We start from the raw sequence: 19,121 nt of genomic DNA, 5'->3' as shown, positions 1-19,121 counted from the left end.
GGCACCGCCCGCTTTGATACTACTCGAATGTCGTTAGCAGATCACGCCAGCGCTTCCTTGGCTGCCTCTTCCGGCGTCAAGCCATCGTAAAATTGATCGGTGAACCATTCGACCTGCTCTTCGATATGGTCTTGCGCCTGCGCCACAGTGGCGCCACCAGCCACGAGGAAGCCTTCGACCTCGATACACCAGTTGATCAACTCCAGGGTTTCCGGGTCGAGCTCTTCTTTCTTAGCCATCGTATTTCCTTGCTTGTAAAATTGCGATATCAGATCAATAATGCATAGTTTAACAGCTTCGGCGTCCTGCGCCCCCTGCTGCTAAACAATAAAAATTACTTGACAGCAACTTCTTTGCGTTCCGGGTAAAGCACCACTTGCACATAATTGTGCAAGTCCAGATAGCGCTGCGCCGCCTGCTTGACCGCTTGCGGCGTGATGGCGCCCACGCGCTGCGCATAGCGCAGCGTATGCTCAAGATCGCGGCCCTGCGTCACAGAACCCATCAGTTGCTTCATCCAGTAACCATTTTCCCGCAAGGATTTCTGCTGGCGCGTGATCCAGTTCAGCTTAACCTTTTCCAGGTCGGCTATGGACGGCCCCTCGGCCTTCATTTTGTTGATTTCGGCAAAGGCCGCAGCGATTACCTTGTCCACGTTCTCCGGCCCCGTCGGCAAGTTCAGCGCCACCGAATAATGGCCATACGGATGCTGGCCCATGAAAGTTTCAAAGCCGCCGCCATAGATCATGCTCATTTTTTCGCGTAGCACTTCGATGACTTTCAGGTTCAACACCTCGCCCAGCGCTTGCAGGGTCAATTTTTGCTCGTCCGAATATGCCACGGCGCCATTGAAGGTGATGGAAATCGTGCTCTTCGGCTCGCTGCCCATGTAAATATCCTTCTTGACGATCCCGGCCACCGGGCGCATGCCCACGTCGCGGTAGGCGTGCGGCAGCTCGGCCACCGGCAAGGTACCCAGGTAGCTGGCGATCAGCGGCTTGATCTTGTCGAGCTCAAAGCTACCGGCGAAGATGAAGGTCATGTCGCGCGCGCTGGAAAAGCGCTGACGGAAGATCTCCAGCGAGCGCTCCAGGCTCACCTTGTCAAAGTCGGCCACGCGCGGCACGCCATCGACGCGCGGGTTGTCGCCGAACATGGCGTGCTGGATGGCATCGTAAAACACGGCTTCCGGCTGTGCCATACTGTTTTTCGCAAAGTCCTGCTGCTTGCCGATGAAGGACTGGTACAGACCGGCATCCTGGCGCACGTCATGGAAATACAGCGTCACCAGTTGCAGCATGGCTTCCACGTCGGCGCTGCTGGACGAACCGCCAAAGCCTTCGCTCAGTTCGCCCAGCGAAGCGCCCACATTGACGGTCTTACCGGCCAGAACCTTTTGCAAATCGAGCGGCGCCAAGTCCTTCAAGCCCATGCTGCCGACCACGGCGCTGGCATAGCGGGCGTTGTAGATGTCGGCATCGCCAAACAGGGACTGGCCGCCGAAGCGGGTCGAGCCCATCAGCACCTGGTCATTCTGGAAGTCCGTCGGTTTCAGCAATACGCGTACGCCGTTGCCCAGGGTTAGCTGCGTCACGCCGGTGGCGCTATTCAATTTTTCGGCGACGATGCTGCCGCCGGCCGGCGGGCCATCCATCAGCTTGCTGGCAAACACTTTTTCCTTGCGCGGCTCGACTTTTTGCTGCTCGGCGCGCGCCACTGCGTCGAGCAATTGCTGCTGCGTCGGCACAGTCGAGGCCGTATCGCCGGCTTTCGGCTCGGCACCCATGAAAACGACGAGTTTCTTTTGCTGGTCGGGGATGCCCCTGGCCGCCGCCGCATTGATTTCCTCTAAGCTGAGCTGCGGCATGAGTTCCTGCGCGTACAAAAATTCATTGGCGATGCCGGGGATGGCTTCCTGCTCCAGGAAATTGAGCGCATATTCGGCGACGAAACCGGCGGAATCGGACTTGTCGCGCTCGCTGTATGCGCGCTCGTAATTGCGCAAGCTGTTCTTGCGCGCGCGGTCCAGCTCATCCTGGCTGAAACCGAAGCGGCGCGCCCGCTCATCTTCCTGCACCAGCGCTTCAATGGCCGGCTGCACGCCGCCCTTGCCCAACAAGGCGTACGCGCTGAACGACTCGTAGCCGCGCACCAACTTGCCCATGCTGCTGCCGCCGTCGATGAAGGGCGGGTTGGCTTGCTGCGTCAACTCTTGCATACGCGCGCTGAGCATCTGGCCGTACAGATTTTCGATCATCTGGCGACGGTAATCGGCAATGGTGACGAGCTCTTGCGCAGGGCGGATCTGGTAGCGGATGAAGACTGTGTCGACCGATGCTTCCTTGTCCGTGATCACCAACGCTTCCGTCTGCGCGCGCGGCGGCACTTCCGCATACAAACGAGGACGCGGGTGCACGGGGTTTTTCAGCTTGCCGAAATGCTGCTTGATGAGCTTTTCAGCCTGTTTCGGCTCGACGTCACCGACCACCATCACGGCCATCAGGTCGGGCCGGTACCAATCCTTGTAGAAACGCTTGATGGCTTCCGGCTTGAACGTTTTCAAGACAGATTCCTTGCCGATCGGAATACGTTGCGCATAGCGCGAACCGTTGAGCAGCTTCGGATACAGGACCTTGTTCATGCGGTCGCTGGCACCCTTGCCCAGGCGCGCCTCTTCCAGCACGATGCCGCGCTCGCTGTTGATGTCGGCCGGATTCAAGTTCAAGCCATGCGCCCAGTCTTCCAGCACGAGAAAACCTTTTTCCAGGTTGCCCTTTTTTGTCGTGGGAATCGGCAAGATATACACGGTTTCGTCAAAGCTCGTGTAGGCGTTCAAGTCGGCGCCAAACTTCACGCCGATCGATTGCAAATAGGAAATCAACTGATTACGCTTGAAATGCGTGGACCCGTTGAAGGCCATGTGTTCCGTAAAATGCGCAAGGCCTTGCTGATCATCATCTTCCAGGATGGAACCGGCTTTCACCACCAGGCGCAATTCCACTTTCTGGGCCGGACGGGCATTTTTCTTGATGTAATAGGTCAAGCCGTTCGGCAATTTTCCTACGGTAACTTCTGGTGCCAGCGGCAGCGGATCGCTCAAACGGATTTCTGCCTGGGCCATGCAGGCGCACGCCAGCAAGACAGCGCCCGAGATCAGGCGTAATTTACTCAGCTTCATGTATTCTCAAGGGTAATATTGGGTCACCATACCTTACACTAAAATCATCTTTCCGCCCTTAAAAACAGCTTAGGAGAAACTGTTTTTCTTATGCAACTTTGCCCGACAAGAAACTTGACAGTGCCTCGCCACACTTTTCATCTGTGCTAAAGTATTGCCGCCGGTCATGTGGACCGGCACAACAATACGTCTTCGGGGCGGGGTGCAATTCCCCACCGGCGGTAAGACCGGCAACGGTCAAGCCCGCGAGCGCCTGTCAAACATCGTTTGGCAGGGTCAGCAGATCTGGTGTAACTCCAGAGCCGACGGTATAGTCCGGATGAAAGAAGATGTGCAGTAGTGTGCTGTCCCATCGCCACGGCGATGCGGTCAGTTGCGTCTATTCGCTTGCCCTGCAGCGTTTTTCGCCTATGCGAGGAGCGTTTCGCCATGTTAGTCAACAGCTACACCCTGCTTTCCAATGACTTGGAAGGTCGCATCCAATCCGCGCTGGCCGCCATGCGCGCCGGTATTCCCGTCATTCTGCTCGACGATTTCGACCGCGAAAATGAAGCCGATCTGATCTTGTCGGCGGAAAAAATCACGCACGAAACCATGGCTTTGCTGATCCGCGAGTGCAGCGGCATCGTCTGCCTGTGCCTGCCGACGGACGTCGTCAGCGCGCTGGAATTGCCGCCCATGTCGTCCGACAATGGCAGCCGCTACGGCACGCCATTTACGGTATCGATCGAGGCGCGCGACGGCGTCACAACGGGCGTATCGGCCGCCGACCGCGTGACCACCATCCGCGCCGCCATCGCCAAGGACGCCAAGCCGGCCGACCTCGTGCGCCCTGGCCACGTCTTCCCCCTGCGCGCTGCGCCCGGTGGCGTGCTAGAGCGCCGTGGCCACACGGAAGGCTCCGTCGACCTGTCGCGCATGGCGGGCCTGAACCCTGCCGCCGTATTGTGCGAACTGATGAACCCGGACGGCAGCATGATGCGCGGCGACGATATAGAGCGCTTTGCCGAACTGCATGGCATGCCTATTCTGACCATCGAAGAACTGGTGGCGTGGCGCAGCACGCGCGAACAGTAAGCGCTCAGGCGGCGGCCACGGCCTTGGGCAAATGTACATGTTTGTACACGAGGCCCGCCGCCAGGCCATACGCGACGGCAATCGTCGCGTAGGCCAGCGGCAAACGCAGCGACCAGTCCTGCAGCATGTGCAGGATGCTGCCGATCAACGCCACGCCCACCAAGGCGCCGATTTGCCGGTTCGCATTCAGGGCCGCCGCCGCACTGTTCGCATGCTGCTTGCCGGCCACCCGCATCACGGTGGCCGTCATGGCGGGAATGGCAATGCCGATGGCCACGTTCATGACAGCCGTGCCCAGCGCCAGCAGCGCGTACGGCGTACCCGGACGCAAGCCCATCAGCAGCAAGGCCATGACGGCGCCCACCAGCAAACCAGCCAGCATGGGCAAGCGCGTGCCATGACGTGCCGCAATACTTCCCGCCATGAAGTTCCCCACCGTATAGGCCGCCATCATGGGCAACAGGCGCAAGCCCGACTGCAAGGCATCGGCGCCGCCAGACTGCTGCAGGAACAGGCTCAATAAAAACAGCTGGCCAAAAACGCAGAAATTAATCAAGAAGCCCACGCCATTGGCCGCGCCAAAGCTGCTGCTATAAAACAATTCACGCGGCAACAGCGGATGGCTGCCGCGACGCTCGCGCCGCAACAATTGCCAGGCCGACAGGACCATCAATGCCCCCGCCGCCAGCACGCCAGGCGACAGCCAGCCCAGCACTGGGCCTTCGATCAAGGTAAAACTCAGGCCCGCCAGCGCCGCCACACCGAGCACATGGCTGAACAGCGACAAGGCGCGCTGCTGGCGCGCCGGCGCGGCCAGCAGCACTTGCGCCATGACGATGGCCAGCACGCCCAGCGGCACATTCACCCAGAAGACGCTGCGCCAGCCGAACTGATGTACGAGGATGCCGCCGATCAGGGGGCCGGATGCGCCCGCCACGCCCACCAGCGCCGACCAGGCGCCCAGCATGCGCGTGCGTGGCAGCCCGGCAGCCTAGCCGCACACAATAATTCTCAAAAGAAACTTTATTTCTTATGAGTCTGATAAAATTCGCAACCCCGTCGCGCCCAGCCGCCGCCACGCCGCCGCGGGATCCCTCAATCCTCATGGAGAATTTTTATGCTTATCTGGCAAGGCTTCGGCATACTCGCCCCCCTTATCTGTTTTATCGTCGTACTGGCCGCACAAGCGCTGTTTGGCGCCACCCTGGGCGAGGAATACACGAAGAGCCACACATGGACCCTGGCCCTGGCTTTCCTGCTGGCAGCGGCCGCCAGCTGGTATGCGGGCGTGCGCCTGAACAGCGCGCCCGGACGCGAATTGATCGACCCGAGCACGCAGGAAAAAGTGATCTTGCGCAAGCGCCACACCCTGTTTTGGATTCCGATGCAATACATCGCCGTGCTGATGGTCGTGATGGCCGGCTTCGCCCTGTTCGAATAGGCGCGCACGCTAGCCGTGCTTGACGGGGCGGGCTGATGTTAAGATGCCATGATGACCGTTTCCGTCTCCCTCATCATCAGCCTGCGCCGCCTGCACCGAGCCAGCATGGCTTGGCTGGTCAGCTGGTGGCACATGCTGCATTTCGCCACCCTCATGTTTTCGCTGGCCCTGTCGCCATCGAGCTATCAGCGCGCCAACCGCCCCATCCTGGCGCACCGCCTGGTATCGGATACGGCGCCCAATCTCGTGTGGTTCAGCGTCGCCTGCGCACTGCTCAGCCTGGTGCTGATCCGCATCGTCGTCGTCAGCGCGCAAAGCTACGGCCTGTCGCACTATGCGCTGGAAATGGTGGTGCGCGTGCTGGTGCTGGAACTGATACCGCTGACGGCTGCCCTGTTCGTGGCCCTGCGCCTGAGCCTGCCCGACGGTATCGCGTTTGCGCAAATGCGCGCAAGCGGCATGCTCGACACCATGCAGCGCCAGGGCGTCGATCTGATGCGCCGCGAGTACTTTCCGCGCGTCATGTCGGGCATCTTCGCCGTCTGGATGCTGGCCATCGTCAGCTGCGTCAGCTCGCTGATACTCGCCTATGTCAGCATCTACGGTTTCACGCCGTGGGCGCTGCCAGGCTACACGCGGGTGGTCGGGCAAATCTTCAATCCCGCCGTGGCCCTGATCCTGATGCTCAAGGTGATCTTTTTCAGCTTTGCCGTGGCGCTAATCCCGCTGGCCTCCTCGTACTATCAGACACCGGCATACGGCCGGCGCAACCGCGTCTGGGCCGCGCACGGCCTGTCCGAGATGCTGCGCTTGTTTTCCGTCATCCTGCTGATCGAAGTCGCTACGCTGATGGGCAATTACTACTGATGCCCCGGCGTGCCACCGCCAGCGATCCCCCAAACCATCCCTACGAGAGCCAGAATCGATGCGCCAGAGCCAGCCCCCCAATCCCGACCAGGTCGACGTCACGGCGCCCGCCGGTCTCACGCACGATGCGGTACTGCCCGCGCCACCGCCCGTGCGCCACGCCGAGCTGAAGGCGGCCATCCTGCTCGTCTTCCTGTTCGTGCTGCTGCTCGGCTGCGTCGTCTACCTGATGTATGCGCGCGGCGCCTTTGAGTCGACGCAAACGCTGGTACTGACGGCCGGCGATTCGGACGGCGTGAACGTCGGCGCCGACCTGACCTTTTCCGGCTTTCCCATCGGCCGCGTGCAACGCATCGAACTGGCACCGGACGGCCGCGCGCGCGTCGTCATCGACGTGCCACGCAAGGATGCGCATTGGCTGCGCAGCAGCTCCATCTTCACCCTGGAACGGGGTCTCGTGGGCGGCGCCAAGCTGCGCGCCTACAGCGGCATCCTGACAGACCCGCCGCTACCCGACGACGCCACGCGCGACCTGCTGGTGGGCGACATGGCGGCGGAAATCCCCCGCCTGCTGGCCGCCGCCAAAGACCTGTTAAACAATCTGGGCAGCCTGACAGGCAGCGATTCGCCGCTAGACGGCACTCTGCGCAATGTGCAGGCCGTCACCGGCAAATTGAGCGGCCCGGGCGGCGCCATGGGCTTGCTCACGGGCGACGACAAGCAAGCGCGCCTGCTGTTCGAGCGCACCAATGCCCTGCTGCTCACGACAGAGCGGCTGGCGCGCCGTACCGATGGTCTGGTGGCCAATGCCGATACGCGCGTCTTCGGCGAAAAAGGTGTCATGACGGATGCGCAGGCGAGCATCGTGCAGCTGAACGCCCTCTTGGCCGATACGCGCGCCAGCTTGAAAAAAGTCGACGCCGTGCTGCTCGAGGCGCAAGCCGTGGGCGCCAATGTCAGGGCGGCGACGGCCGACCTGGGCCCGCTGCGCGCGGACGTGGAAAGCAATCTGCGCAAGGTCGAGCAGCTGGTCAATGAAATCAACCGAAAATGGCCGTTCAAGCGCAATCCGGAGATCAAACTACCATGATCAAACGCTCTCTCACCGCGTCGGCCCTGGTCACGCTGCTGTCCACCGTGCTCGCTGCCTGCTCCAGTGGCCCGCCCGTGCCGGACTGGAAAATGAATGCACAAAGCGCCATCGAACGGTTTCAAACGGCCTATTTGAATGGCAACACCCTGGTCGAGCAGACCGAATTTCGGCGCGCCCGCAGCCAGGTTGCAGGCACCGGCAAGCTCGAACTGGTGGCGCGCATCGAGCTGCTGCGCTGCGCCGCGCGCGTGGCCAGCCTGGCCTTCGGCGACTGTGCCGGCTTTGACGCCCTGCGCGCCGACGCCAGTGCCGCCGACCGCGCGTACGCAGCCTACCTGGCAGGCCAGGCGCAGCCGGCCGACGTGGCCCTGCTGCCTGAAGCACAGCGGGCGGCCGCCGGCGCCAGCTCCGACACGGCCGCCGCCAGTGCCGTGGCGGCCATCAAGGACCCGCTATCGCAACTGGTGGCCGCTGGCGTGCTGCTGCGCGCCAGCCGCGCCACGCCGGACCTGCTCGATACTGCCGTGGGCACGGCCTCGGACCAGGGCTGGCGCCGCCCGCTGCTGGCATGGCTGGGCGTACAGCGCTTGCGCGCCGAACAGGCGGGCGACATGCCAGCGGCGCAGCGCCTGGCTCGGCGCATGGCGCTCGTCGAGCAGCCGCTGGCTCCTTGAACCTGCCGATGAGCGGCCAAACAAAGGAAGAATCAGGCATAATCGAGGCAGGACGAGATGAATGCCGTGCAGCCAACGAGGTATGACGATGCAATTCGAGGACTTCGACCTTTCCACCCCCGAGGCCAGCCGGCATGCCAGAGGCGCGCCCGGCGAAGAGGCACCTGCCGCCACAGCCGTGCGCCTGCAATACCTGCTCGACAATACTCCCTCCATCATCTATTGCACCGTGCCCAGCGGTGATTTCAAGATGACCTTTGTCAGCAACAATGCCTTCAATGTGCTGGGCTACCGGCCCACCGACATGGTGGCCGATCCCAATTTCTGGTTCGACCACATCCACCCCGACGATGCGCCCGGCATCTTTTCCAGCCTGGCGCAAATCTTCGTCGAAGGCGCGCGGGCCTATGAATACCGCTTCCGCGTGAGCGACGGCAGCTATCTGTGGATGCATGACAGTCTGCGCCTGGTACGCGACGAGCATGGCGTACCGTTCGAGGTGATCGGCTCGCTGACGAACATCACGGAACGCAAAGGCATGGAAGCGATGCTGCAGGCGCGCGGCGAAGAGCAGCAACTACTGATCAGCAAGCTGCAAGAAGCGCACGACCAGCTGCTGCAATCGGAAAAAATGGCCTCCATCGGCCAGTTGGCAGCCGGTATCGCGCATGAAATCAACAACCCGATCGGCTTCGTCAACTCCAACATGAGTTCGCTGCAAGCGTATGTCGGCACCCTCTTCGGCGTGATCGCTCAGTACGAAGCGGCGATGCGCGAAGCGCCCGCCACGCCCGCCCTCGCCAACTGCGTGGAACAGGTGCGCACGCAAGCCGACCTGGCCTTCCTGCAAGACGACATGGTGGACCTGGTGCGCGAATCGATGGATGGCTTGAAGCGCGTGCGCGACATCGTGCAGGCGCTGAAAGATTTTTCACACGTGGGCGAGACGGACTGGCAGGTCGCCAACCTGCACGCGGGCCTGGACAGTACCCTCAATATCGTCGCCAACGAATTGAAATACAAGGCGCGCATCGAGAAACAGTATGGCGAACTGCCGCCGATACGCTGCCTGGCCTCGCAGCTGAACCAGGTATTCATGAATTTACTCGTCAACGCGGGCCAGGCCATCAGCAGCGACGGCGTGATCAGCATCCGCACCGGCCTTGCGGGCGACTGGGTGTGGGTGGAAATCGGCGACACGGGTTCCGGCATCGCGCCCGAGCACCTCAATCGCATCTTCGAACCGTTCTTTACCACCAAGGCCGTCGGCAGTGGCACGGGCCTCGGGCTGTCGCTCTCGTACGGCATCGTCAACAAGCATGGCGGGCGCATCGAGGTGGCGTCGGAAGTGGGCCGCGGCACGCGCTTTACGGTACACCTGCCGCTGCAACCGCCACTGGCCAGTGCCTAGTTTTCCTTCAGGGGTGCGTACACGCGGATGCTGAGCCGGCCGCCATTCTTGCCTTCGAAATCGAGCAACTGGCTGATCACGCGGGGCGTCAGCACATGTTCGGCAGCGAGCAGCATCAGGCCATCACGGCTGATCAAGTCGCGCGACAACATCATGCCCGGCTCCAGCTGGCCCGACAGCACCGTCAGGTCGCGCGCCGGCGCCTCTGTCTCTTCCATGATGCTGCGAAAGGCAGCCACTACGGCGGGGTCGTAGCGCTTGCCGACGCTGTCATAGATCAAGGTACGCGCTTCGTCGGCGCGAAGCTTGCGCTGCACCATGGCGCCGATCTGCAAGCCGTCATAGTCCGATGCCAGCGCCAGGATGCGCGCGCCCAGCGGAATGGCAAGACCCACCATGCCATCGGGAAAGCCGCCACCGTCGTAGCGTTCCAGTTGCGAGCGCAAGATCACCGAGACGGCACGCAGCTCCTCTAGCGCCATCAGCAATTGTTCGGCGCGCAACGGGTGCTTGCGAAAGGCGGCCAGTTGCTCGCCCGTCCAGGCGCTGGCCGGCAGTTCCAGCACATCGTCGCTCAAGCTGAGCTTACCGATATCCTTGAGCAATGCCGCGATGAACACGTCGCGTGCTTCCTGCCCTTCCAGGCCCAGCGCCTGCGCCAGCTTGCGCGACAATTCCGCCACCCGCCGCGCATGGCCGACCAGCTTGCCGCCACGCATCTCGATCAGGTTGGAAAACACCTTGATCGTCGTCACGAACGTCGATTTCAAACGTTCATTGGCCGCCTGCACCTCGTCGTGCGACTGCTTCAGCTGTTGCGTGCGCATGGCCACCTTCGCTTCCAGGCTGGCATTGAGCGCTTGCAGCTGCACGTTCTGGCTCGCCGTCAGCGCTTCGAGCTGCACTTTTTCCTGCTCCAGCGCGCGCCGTTCCAGCGCGTGGCGCACCACCAGCACGATATCGTTCTCGTCCCAGGGCTTGGTCACATAGCGGTAAATTTCGCCTTGGTTGATGGCGTCGAGGATGGACTGGATATCGGCATAGCCCGTCAACAGCAAGCGCATGGTGTCGGGCCAGCGCTGGCGCACCTGGGCCAGGAATTGGGCGCCATCCATCTGCGGCATGCGCATGTCGGAAATGACCAGGTCCACCGTCTCGTTCTCGAGCAAGACCAGGCCCGCCGCGCCGCCGTCGGCCGTCAGCACGCGGTAGCCGTGCGGGCGGAACAAACGCCGCAGCGACGACAGGATGTTCGGTTCATCGTCGACGCACAGGATGGTCGGCGGCGCGATCACGGTGCTGGTGCCGATGCTGGTGCTGGTGTTCATGCTGTCCCGTTCATTGATGGTCATGGTGTGGCAGCCTGCGCCTGGCGCACGGGCAAGGTGATACGGAAGGTGGTGCCGCGGCCGATGACGCTGTGCACGTCGATGCGGCCATGGTGCTTTTGCACCGTGCTGTAGGCTAACGACAGCCCCAGTCCGGTGCCCTTGCCGATGGCCTTGGTGGTAAAGAAGGGGTCGAAGATGCGCGACAGGTGTTCGGGCGCGATGCCGCCGCCCGTATCCTCGACTTCGATCCACACTTCCGCAGCATTGTCGCTGCCCGTGCGCAGCGTGATGCGCCCGTGCTCCTCGCCCATGGCGTGGGCGGCATTGACGACCAGGTTCATGATCACCTGATTCAGTTCGGAAGGCTGGCATTCAATATCGGGAATATCGCCATACTCGCGCACCACGTCCGCCTTGTACTTGACCTCGTTATTGACGATATTGAGCGTGGTATCCATGCCCCGGCGCAGGTCGACCCAGACCCACTCCTGGAGCGCATCCGTGCGTGAAAAATCCTTCAAGTCTTGCACAATGCGACGCACGCGCGAAATGCCTTCCCTCGACTCGACCATCAGCAGCGGGATGTCGGTGCGCAGGAAGTCCAGGTCGATCTTTTCGCGCAGCGCGCGCAGGCGCGCCGCCACCACGGGATCGGCGACGGCCGGCTCGGCTTCCTTGTAGGCATCGAGCATGCCGAACAAGTCGTCCAGATAACCGTCCAAGGTGCCGACATTCGAAAACACATAGCCGATGGGGTTATTGATCTCGTGCGCCACGCCAGCGGCCAGCTGGCCGATCGAAGCCAGCTTTTCAGACTGCAGCAGCTTTTGCTGGGCCACCGACAGCTTGCTGTTCAATTCCATCAGGGCCAGGTTGCGCTCGCGCAATTCAAGATCGGCGATCTCGCGCTGGCGGATGTCGTCGGCCAGGCGCTCGTTCATTTCGGCCAGCTGGGCCGTGCGTTTGGATACCAGGTGCTCCAGATTATCGTGCGCCTTGCGCAGTGCCAGCTCGGCCAGGCGCCGTTCGCTGACATCACACAGGGTTTCGATGGCGCCCACCAGGCGCCCTTGCCGGTCGCGCAGGGGCGCTGCCGTGAAATGCAGCCAGTGCCCATTCTGGCCGATATCGGCAAAATAGTCTTCGGCCTCGTAAGCGCCGGGAATCACGGAGGAACGCTGCAGCTTGCCAAGGTAGAGTTCATTTTCGCCGAAAGCGATATTATCGGCCACCAGCAAATCGGCCAGACAGGCGCGCGGCTGCGGATAGAACGCCTTCCAGTGGTCGCGCGTGCCAACCATCTCGGCGGCGCTAAAGCCCAGCAGCTGTTCGCAGGCGCTGTTCCAGTGCGTCACCACATGGTCCGTGTTGATGGCGAAGGTGGCCACCGGATGGCCATCGAAAAACGCCGATAGCGCGATGGCATCGGTCTGACGGCGTTCCGGCATGGCGATCTGCGCCTGCGTTGCATCAGTTTCCATGGCCTCTTTCCTGTTCATGCCAGCATGATCTGCGACATTTCATCGAAGCTGTGTTGCGTTTGCCGCAGCAGCGCCAGCCAGGCTGGCTCGTCCAGGGCAAGCTTGTGCCAGACTGCGGGCGACAGGGGCGGCACCAGCGCGTCGTCGATACCGGCCAGATCGAGCGCCAGGGCGACGGCGTTGGCCATATGCACAGCCAGCGGCAAGCCGCCCGCCTCCAGCCGGTCGGTGGCATGGTGCTCGGCTACCGCCTGCTGTATTGCCTCGGGAAACTTCCAGTAAGCGGCCAAGGCGCTGCCCACTTGTGCGTGATCGATGCCGATGACGGCCATTTCCGCATCGGCCATCTGGCAGTCATGGGCCTGGCGGTAGCTGCGTACGAGCGCGTGCTCGGCCGGGAAGCGCGTCACCAGCACCAGGATGCCCAGGTCGTGCAGCAGGCCAGCCGTGAAAGCGGTCTCGGGATCGACATGCAAGTGCGGCGCCAGCAGGCGCGCGGCAATGGCCGTGGCCAGCGAATGGCGCCAGAAGGCTGGGAAATCGAAGTCGCCGCGCACCGGCGCGAAGCTGTCCGTCAGGACGCAGGCCGTGACCACGGTACGGATGCTGTGAAAGCCCAGCACGGAAACGGCTTGCGCGATACTGGTGACCTTCGATTGCATGCCGTAGAACGAGGAATTGGCGATACGCAAGGTCTTCGCCGCCAAAGCCTGGTCCAGCTCGATCTTGTGCGCCAGCACATGCACGTCCGTATCGTCCTGCTCCATGCTCGACAGCAGTTCCAGCACCACCACCGGCAGCGAGGGCAATTCATGGACCTGGCGGAGGATATGTTCAAAACTGAGCCGTGTCATGCCCCACTCCCTTGCCGATAGCGCTGCAGCAGCGACAGCAGTTGCGCCCCAGGAGAGTCGGGCGGCGTGGCGCGGAACAGCACGGCCAGCCGTTCCAGGCGGCGCACCCGTTCCTGCTCGGCATGGGCCTGGGCGACGGGATCGACGTCGTCGTCGGCGACGACGTGACAGCGCTCCACATTGCGCCTGCGCAAGGCCGTCAGGCTGGCCGCCGTCAGGACGGCGCCCTGGGCCAGGAGCACGGCGCCGCTGGCGTCGCTCAGCGTCTGCGCCAGCACCATGCCTTCCTGTGCCTGCTGCATGGAAATCTCGCGTCCGCTTTCACTCGCGTGTTCACTGATGCGTTCACTCATGCGTTCGCTCATACAGCCGTCCCATGCCGGCTCAGGGTGACCAGGCTGCCGCGCGAGCGCGAACGCACGCCCATGGGATGGACCGCAACGGCATAGGCCTGGCCATCGATGGCGGCCAGACAGGGTGCGCCCGGCCCGTCGAATAGCTGCGGCAACACCAGCATGGCCTCGTTACCCAGCAAGGCCGCACCACGCTCGAACAGGTTTTCCGCCGCCGCGTTGATGAAAGCGATCATGCCATCCTCGTCGAGTCCGATCACAGGCAGCGGCAGAAATTGCAGCAATTCGCGCGCGATACCCAGGCTGATCTCGTCGCGGCTGATCTGATGCTGCTGCTGACTCACCAGCGCCTGCATGGCGGCGTTGGCAGTCTCTAACGCCTGATTGGCTACACGCAGTTGCGCATTGAGGCGCGCATTGTCATCATCGATGCCCTTCAGGCGGAAGGCTTCTGCGATATGTTCGCGCAGCTGATGATCTTCCCAGGGCTTGGTGAGAAATTTGAAGATGGCACCCTCGTTGACGGCATCGGTGACGGCCTGCAACTCGGTAAAGCCCGACAACATGATGCGTATGGTTTGCGGATACAGCAGCTTGGCCTTGCGCAGGAAGTCAGCGCCCAGCATGCCCGGCATGCGCTGATCCGATACGATCACATCAACCGCATGGCTGGCCAAGATGTCCAGCCCTTCCTGGCCGCTGCCGGCCGTGAGGACATGGTAGGCATCGCGCCGTAGCAGGCGCTTGAGGGAAGCAAGGATATTGGGCTCGTCGTCGACCAGCAGCAAGGTGCGCGCCGGCAGCACCGCAGTTGCTGACATACCATGCTCGTCGTGCACATCCATCGGACCATCCTCTCGTCGCCACGCGATATGGGAGCTTGCCTGGAGGGGAAATCTGCAGCGCGGCATCGTCTTGCGCAGCAGTCCGCTTGCACACAAATTATACGACTAAATATTCCTTCATGGCACTTATCGGGTATTTATCGGACACTTATCCGCGCCGTGCCGGACAAGGTATGTCGCGGTAAAACACAAAGCCACCCAAGCCGATGGCTTGCGTGTCGGCCTTCACGGCGTACACCAGTGTGTTCCTGGCCGCCTCGACGCGCAGCAGATTCTGGTGCAAGGCCGTTTGCGCGTGCGCCAGCCCCAACGATGGCGTCGGCGCCAGTTGCAAACGCAATTCGGACGTCACCGCATCATAAGTCCAGCGGCCCGGGTTAAAAAAGGCGAAGCCACCGTCGAAACGCAGGCTGCCATCGTTGAACTGGGTCAGGCACATGCCGGGAAATTCGCTGGGCGGGTTGTACCAGGTGGCGGCCACGGCTGCATCGGCCGCCTCGGCCAACCTCTTGCCGGGCATCTGCAAGCTGCGCTTGTCAGCGGCATGGTTGCTGTTCCCGCCCGTGCCGGCGCAACCGGCCAGCGCCAGCGCACAAGCCAGTGCGCCCGCGCGTTTGATGCTTATCATGTGCATTCCCGCCCCTTACTTTATTGATAGAAACACAGTCTTGGCCCGGCAAGCCTGGCAGTTCCAGCCGTCAGCGCAGATACAGGAAACTTAATTGCCCTCGGCCGCCTTGGCAGCGGCCTCGCGCAATTTATCCTTTTTACTCTTGCGCGCGCCCTTCACGCCGCCGTTGAGCGTATCCGTCAGCGCACTCACGGGCGCGGGCAGTTGCGTCGGCTCGAAACCGGCTACCACTTCGCGCACGATGCGCAAGTCGTTGCGGTTTTCGATCAGGCGGAAATGTGCTTCCATATCGGCCGTGACAAAACTGATGGCCGTGCCGCTTTCGCCCGCGCGGCCCGTGCGCCCGATGCGGTGCGTGTAATCGACTGCCGAGCGGGGCAAGTCGTAATTGACGACGGCCGGCAGCCCGGCGATGTCGATGCCGCGCGCGGCCACGTCGGTGGCCACCAGCACCTGCAAACGACCGGCCTTGAAGTCAGCCAGCAACTGGCTGCGCGTACCCTGGCTAAATTCGCCGTGGAAGGCGCCCACGTGCAGGCCGGCGCGCTGCAGCTTGTCGGCCACGTGTTCGGCTGCGTACTTGGTGGCGACAAACACCAGCACCCTGTCCCACTGCTGCTGCAGTATCAGGTAGCGCAGCAGTTGCGTGCGGCGCGGCACGTCGACCGTGATGGCGCGCTGCACGATGTCGGGCTGGTCCTGCGGTTCGGACGCCACTTCGATGCGCGCGGGTTCCTTGAGCAGGCTGTCGGCCAGCGCCTGCACGCTGTCGGGGAAGGTGGCCGAGAAGAACAGGTTTTGCCGTGTCGATGGCAGCAGCGCCAGAATCGCCTTGATTTCTTCGCTAAAACCCATGTCGAGCAAGCGGTCGGCTTCATCGAGCACGCACAGCGACACGCCGCCCAGTTTCACGGCATTTTGCCGCACCAGGTCCAGCAGGCGGCCCGGCGTGGCGACGACGATATCGGCACCGCCACGCAGTTGCATCATCTGCGGATTGATCGACACGCCGCCGAACAGCACGGAAATCTTTAACTTAATGGGCAGCGGCTTGGCCAGCGCGTGTACCGTCTGCCCCACCTGCGCCGCCAGTTCGCGCGTAGGCACGAGGATCAGCGCGCGCACCTGGCGCGGGCCGGAAGCGGGCACCATCAGCGCCTGCAGCAGCGGCAGGGCGTAGGCGGCCGTCTTGCCGGAACCGGTTTGCGCCGCGCCCAGCACGTCGCCGCCGCGCAGGATGGCGGGAATAGCGGCCGCCTGGATGGCCGTCGGCGCGGCATAGCCGGCCTTGGCAACGGCGCGGACCAGGGCGGGAATCAGACCCAGTGAGGAAAATGGCATAGCGGGCCTTCTTTATTCGTCAAGTGAGACCGGCCGCGAAAGGCGGCCGGTCGGATAGGTTGACAGTATAAAGCAAGGGTAGGACTCAGCGGACAAAATGCTCCGCGCTGGTCACCATGCCGCTGACGGCAGCCAGTAAGGCAAGTCAATGGAACAATGCCGTGGGAATGTTGTCGGCTACTGCCTGGGCATTTGCAGCTTCGGGTAGCCCGCTTCGTCATAGCCGGGCATGGCGCGCCGGATGGCGTGCGAAAAATCTGCATCCTTGTTGGCCGCCCGCGCGCGTGCCGTGATGTGGCCGCCGTCGCGCAGTTGCTGGAAGCTCTGGCCGGGCACCAGACCGTTGACGTCGAACAGGTAGCGGTCCAGATAGCCCGAGGCCAGCAAGCGGTAATCAAACGGCAGGCCCGGCACGACCCGACGCACCATCTCGAAAACGAGGGTGGTGCAGTTGGCCGTCAGCGTGTGATAGAACTGCGGCTTGGCCTTCAGCGCTTGCGCCTCGTCCAGGTAGGCCAGGAACAGTGAGCGCATGGCCGCTTTCGGCATCATCACGCGGTACAAATGCATGTCCTCGCCGCGTGCATTCGTGCGCACGCGCAGGATGTCGCGCTCGTCAGCGGCGATCAGGCTCATCTCGAAATGCTTGAAAAAACCACCGATGGCGGAAAAGCTCTCGCCCTTTTCCTTGCGGATTTCGATGGAAAACGTCAGGAAGCGCCCGTCCGCAAAGCCGAACGAGATCAGGGTGTGCGCAATGTAGGGCCCGGTCCAGTACGACAGCGCCGCGTCCAGCGTGCGCAGCTCGTCGAGGTCATAGCTGCGCTGCTCCCACTTCACCGTGTAATCGTCATCGCTGCGCCAGTCGAAATTGCGCACATTGTCCAGCGTGACGCGATTGCCCGTCACCGTGCCCGTGACATTGCGCGCCACGTCGTCGGCCCACACGCGCTGCTGCTGTGGCGTGATCAAGCTCCACCACAGCAGCAGCAGCGCGAACCCGGCCGCATACGGCAGCAGCACGCGCACTTCGCCGCGCGTCCACCACAGCACCACGCTGGCCACGCCCAGCGCGCCCCACAGCAGGGCGCCGATGGCTTGCGCCGCCATGCCGCCGGAGAGCTGGTAGCACAGCGCCAGCGCACCCCACAGGGCCGTCAGCAAGAGCATCAGGGAAACGGCCATTTTGCCGATGCTGCCCAGCACGCAGCGGGCACGATGTGATAATGAAGTCATGCCTCGATTATAGGGGCAAGTGCTGCGAGCATGACGGCAACGCCACTGCCAACGCGATCGGGCATGTCGATGCTGGCGATGGCAAGCGCTCGCCAAAGTGCGCGCTTTTATCAATTTTCTGGGCCAGTAATTGCCGCCGGAAGCGGCGACAGTAGCGTAGTCAGCTTAGACTATAATATTACTATATGGAAATATTATGAAGGAGTAAGTTTTGCTAGTCATACTGGGATTTCTCATCGTGGTGTTGTCGGTCTTCGGCGGCTTCGCCATGCAGGGTGGCCACCTGGCGGCCCTGTTCCAGCCGCTGGAATTGCTGATGATCGGCGGCGCCGCACTGGGCACCTTCTTTGTCGGCAACGACGCCAAGGCCATCCGTGCCACATTCGCCGCCCTGCCCACCCTGTTCCACAGTTCGCAATACACGAAGGCGCGCTATATGGAACTGATGGGACTACTATATGAAATCCTCAGCAAAATCCGCAAGGAAGGCTTGATGGCGGTCGAGAACGATATCGACGACCCTTACCGCAGCCCCATCTTCGTGAAATATCCGTACACGCTCGGTGACGAGCACATCCTGGAATTCATCACCGACTACCTGCGCCTGATGGTGTCGGGCAATATGGATGCCTACCAGATCGAAAACCTGATGGATAACGAGATCGAGACGCACCATGAAGATGCGGAAATGCCGATCCAGACGATTTCACAGCTGGCCGACGCCATGCCCGCCTTCGGCATCGTGGCCGCCGTGATGGGCGTGGTGCATACCATGGCGTCCGTCGGCTTGCCGCCGGCCGAGCTGGGCGTGCTGATCGCGCAGGCGCTGGTGGGCACCTTCATCGGCATCTTGCTGGCTTATGGCTTCATCGCACCGCTGGCCAGCTTGCTGCGCCGCAAGCACCATGAAACGGCAAAGATGTACCAGTGCGTGAAAGTGACTTTATTGGCTAGCCTGAACGGCTACGCGCCGGCGCTGGCCGTGGAATTCGGCCGCAAGGTCATTTCCGCAACGGAACGCCCGTCGTTCAGCGAACTGGAAAACCACGTGCGCCAGGTGCGCACGAAGAACTAGCCAGATCCGTTTCAGCGACATCATCAACCTACCCGGCGCTGTAATGCCGTTCAGTTAAGGGTTTTAGCGTGATTTATGAGCGCCAGTAAATTCGCTAACCCCAGAGGCAAAGAGCAGGGGTCGGACCCCAATCCACCCAAGTTAAGCAACAGGCTGCCATCAAGCAACCTTGTAGGCCATGTATTTATGGGGCTTGTAGGCGTTGGTTTGCCGTGACCTTGATTGTCCTGGGC

Annotated in this window: 18 protein-coding genes and 1 riboswitch; of the genes, 7 read left to right on the top strand and 11 right to left on the bottom strand. The window is 62.1% G+C overall.

The genetic code is table 11. The features are described from left to right. Positions 1–41: 41 nt before the first annotated feature. Positions 42–239 carry a hypothetical protein gene (locus tag ACQ4V8_RS19050; RefSeq protein ID WP_010399555.1) on the bottom strand — a complete coding sequence of 66 codons (198 nt, stop codon included), beginning with the start codon at positions 237–239 and terminating at the stop codon, positions 42–44. Positions 240–334: 95 nt separating this feature from the next. Then, entirely contained in the window at positions 335–3,178 is a 2,844-nt protein-coding gene (locus tag ACQ4V8_RS19045; RefSeq protein ID WP_010399558.1) for a M16 family metallopeptidase, read from the bottom strand. A 184-nt stretch (positions 3,179–3,362) separates the two neighbouring features. Next, positions 3,363–3,513, top strand: a riboswitch (FMN riboswitch). Between the two features lie 94 nt (positions 3,514–3,607). Here ACQ4V8_RS19045 and ribB point away from each other — a divergent pair. Next, complete coding sequence (gene ribB / locus ACQ4V8_RS19040) at positions 3,608–4,255, top strand: 3,4-dihydroxy-2-butanone-4-phosphate synthase (RefSeq protein ID WP_070346798.1); 648 nt, start codon at positions 3,608–3,610, stop codon at positions 4,253–4,255. A gap of 4 nt (positions 4,256–4,259) precedes the next feature. Here the strand turns inward: ribB and ACQ4V8_RS19035 are convergent, their stop codons facing one another. Further along, positions 4,260–5,222: an MFS transporter gene (locus ACQ4V8_RS19035; protein WP_010399564.1), complete on the bottom strand. Its 963-nt coding sequence runs from the start codon at positions 5,220–5,222 to the stop codon at positions 4,260–4,262. Between the two features lie 150 nt (positions 5,223–5,372). Here ACQ4V8_RS19035 and ACQ4V8_RS19030 point away from each other — a divergent pair, with 150 nt between their 5' ends. From ACQ4V8_RS19030 to ACQ4V8_RS19010, 5 genes are all read left to right on the top strand, one after another. Beyond that, positions 5,373–5,696 carry a hypothetical protein gene (locus ACQ4V8_RS19030; RefSeq protein WP_010399567.1) on the top strand — a complete coding sequence of 108 codons (324 nt, stop codon included), beginning with the start codon at positions 5,373–5,375 and terminating at the stop codon, positions 5,694–5,696. A gap of 48 nt (positions 5,697–5,744) precedes the next feature. Beyond that, entirely contained in the window at positions 5,745–6,563 is an 819-nt protein-coding gene (locus ACQ4V8_RS19025; protein WP_436572009.1) for an MlaE family ABC transporter permease, read from the top strand. A gap of 58 nt (positions 6,564–6,621) precedes the next feature. Continuing rightward, positions 6,622–7,653, top strand: coding sequence for an MlaD family protein (locus ACQ4V8_RS19020; RefSeq protein ID WP_436572008.1), 1,032 nt, complete (start codon positions 6,622–6,624; stop codon positions 7,651–7,653). After that, positions 7,650–8,330, top strand: coding sequence for a hypothetical protein (locus ACQ4V8_RS19015; RefSeq protein WP_436572007.1), 681 nt, complete (start codon positions 7,650–7,652; stop codon positions 8,328–8,330). The genes ACQ4V8_RS19020 and ACQ4V8_RS19015 overlap by 4 nt, the downstream gene beginning before the upstream one ends. A gap of 88 nt (positions 8,331–8,418) precedes the next feature. Continuing rightward, positions 8,419–9,741, top strand: a complete 1,323-nt coding sequence (locus tag ACQ4V8_RS19010) for an ATP-binding protein (RefSeq protein ID WP_436572028.1) — start codon at positions 8,419–8,421, stop codon at positions 9,739–9,741. Here ACQ4V8_RS19010 and nosR read toward each other — a convergent pair. From nosR to ACQ4V8_RS18970, 8 genes are all read right to left on the bottom strand, one after another. After that, positions 9,738–11,093: a response regulator c-di-GMP phosphodiesterase, NosR family gene (gene nosR, locus ACQ4V8_RS19005; protein ID WP_010399577.1), complete on the bottom strand. Its 1,356-nt coding sequence runs from the start codon at positions 11,091–11,093 to the stop codon at positions 9,738–9,740. The genes ACQ4V8_RS19010 and nosR overlap by 4 nt on opposite strands. Further along, positions 11,090–12,553, bottom strand: coding sequence for an ATP-binding protein (locus ACQ4V8_RS19000; RefSeq protein ID WP_010399579.1), 1,464 nt, complete (start codon positions 12,551–12,553; stop codon positions 11,090–11,092). Before ACQ4V8_RS19000 ends, nosR begins: the two co-directional genes overlap by 4 nt. Positions 12,554–12,567: 14 nt before the next feature. Next, complete coding sequence (locus ACQ4V8_RS18995) at positions 12,568–13,407, bottom strand: HDOD domain-containing protein (protein WP_070346800.1); 840 nt, start codon at positions 13,405–13,407, stop codon at positions 12,568–12,570. Next, positions 13,404–13,760, bottom strand: a complete 357-nt coding sequence (locus tag ACQ4V8_RS18990; protein WP_128089283.1) for a hypothetical protein — start codon at positions 13,758–13,760, stop codon at positions 13,404–13,406. The genes ACQ4V8_RS18995 and ACQ4V8_RS18990 overlap by 4 nt, the downstream gene beginning before the upstream one ends. An 8-nt stretch (positions 13,761–13,768) precedes the next feature. Beyond that, positions 13,769–14,581, bottom strand: a complete 813-nt coding sequence (locus ACQ4V8_RS18985; RefSeq protein ID WP_261981024.1) for a response regulator — start codon at positions 14,579–14,581, stop codon at positions 13,769–13,771. A 172-nt stretch (positions 14,582–14,753) separates the two neighbouring features. After that, complete coding sequence (locus tag ACQ4V8_RS18980; RefSeq protein ID WP_436572006.1) at positions 14,754–15,233, bottom strand: hypothetical protein; 480 nt, start codon at positions 15,231–15,233, stop codon at positions 14,754–14,756. A 90-nt stretch (positions 15,234–15,323) separates the two neighbouring features. Then, on the bottom strand, positions 15,324–16,577 hold the full coding sequence (locus ACQ4V8_RS18975) for a DEAD/DEAH box helicase (protein ID WP_436572005.1): 1,254 nt from the start codon (positions 16,575–16,577) through the stop codon (positions 15,324–15,326). Between the two features lie 177 nt (positions 16,578–16,754). Beyond that, positions 16,755–17,813, bottom strand: coding sequence for an Lnb N-terminal periplasmic domain-containing protein (locus tag ACQ4V8_RS18970; RefSeq protein WP_436572004.1), 1,059 nt, complete (start codon positions 17,811–17,813; stop codon positions 16,755–16,757). 211 nt (positions 17,814–18,024) lie between these two features. On the opposite strand from ACQ4V8_RS18970, the gene motA reads away from it, so the two are divergent. Next, positions 18,025–18,888 (top strand): flagellar motor stator protein MotA, encoded by an 864-nt coding sequence (gene motA, locus ACQ4V8_RS18965; RefSeq protein WP_436572003.1) that lies wholly within the window; start codon positions 18,025–18,027, stop codon positions 18,886–18,888. Positions 18,889–19,121: the final 233 nt, after the last annotated feature.

Source organism: Janthinobacterium paucivorans (assembly GCF_051380805.1).
GTDB lineage: Bacteria > Pseudomonadota > Gammaproteobacteria > Burkholderiales > Burkholderiaceae_D > Janthinobacterium > Janthinobacterium lividum_D.
This window is presented reverse-complemented; position numbering and strand designations above follow the sequence as displayed.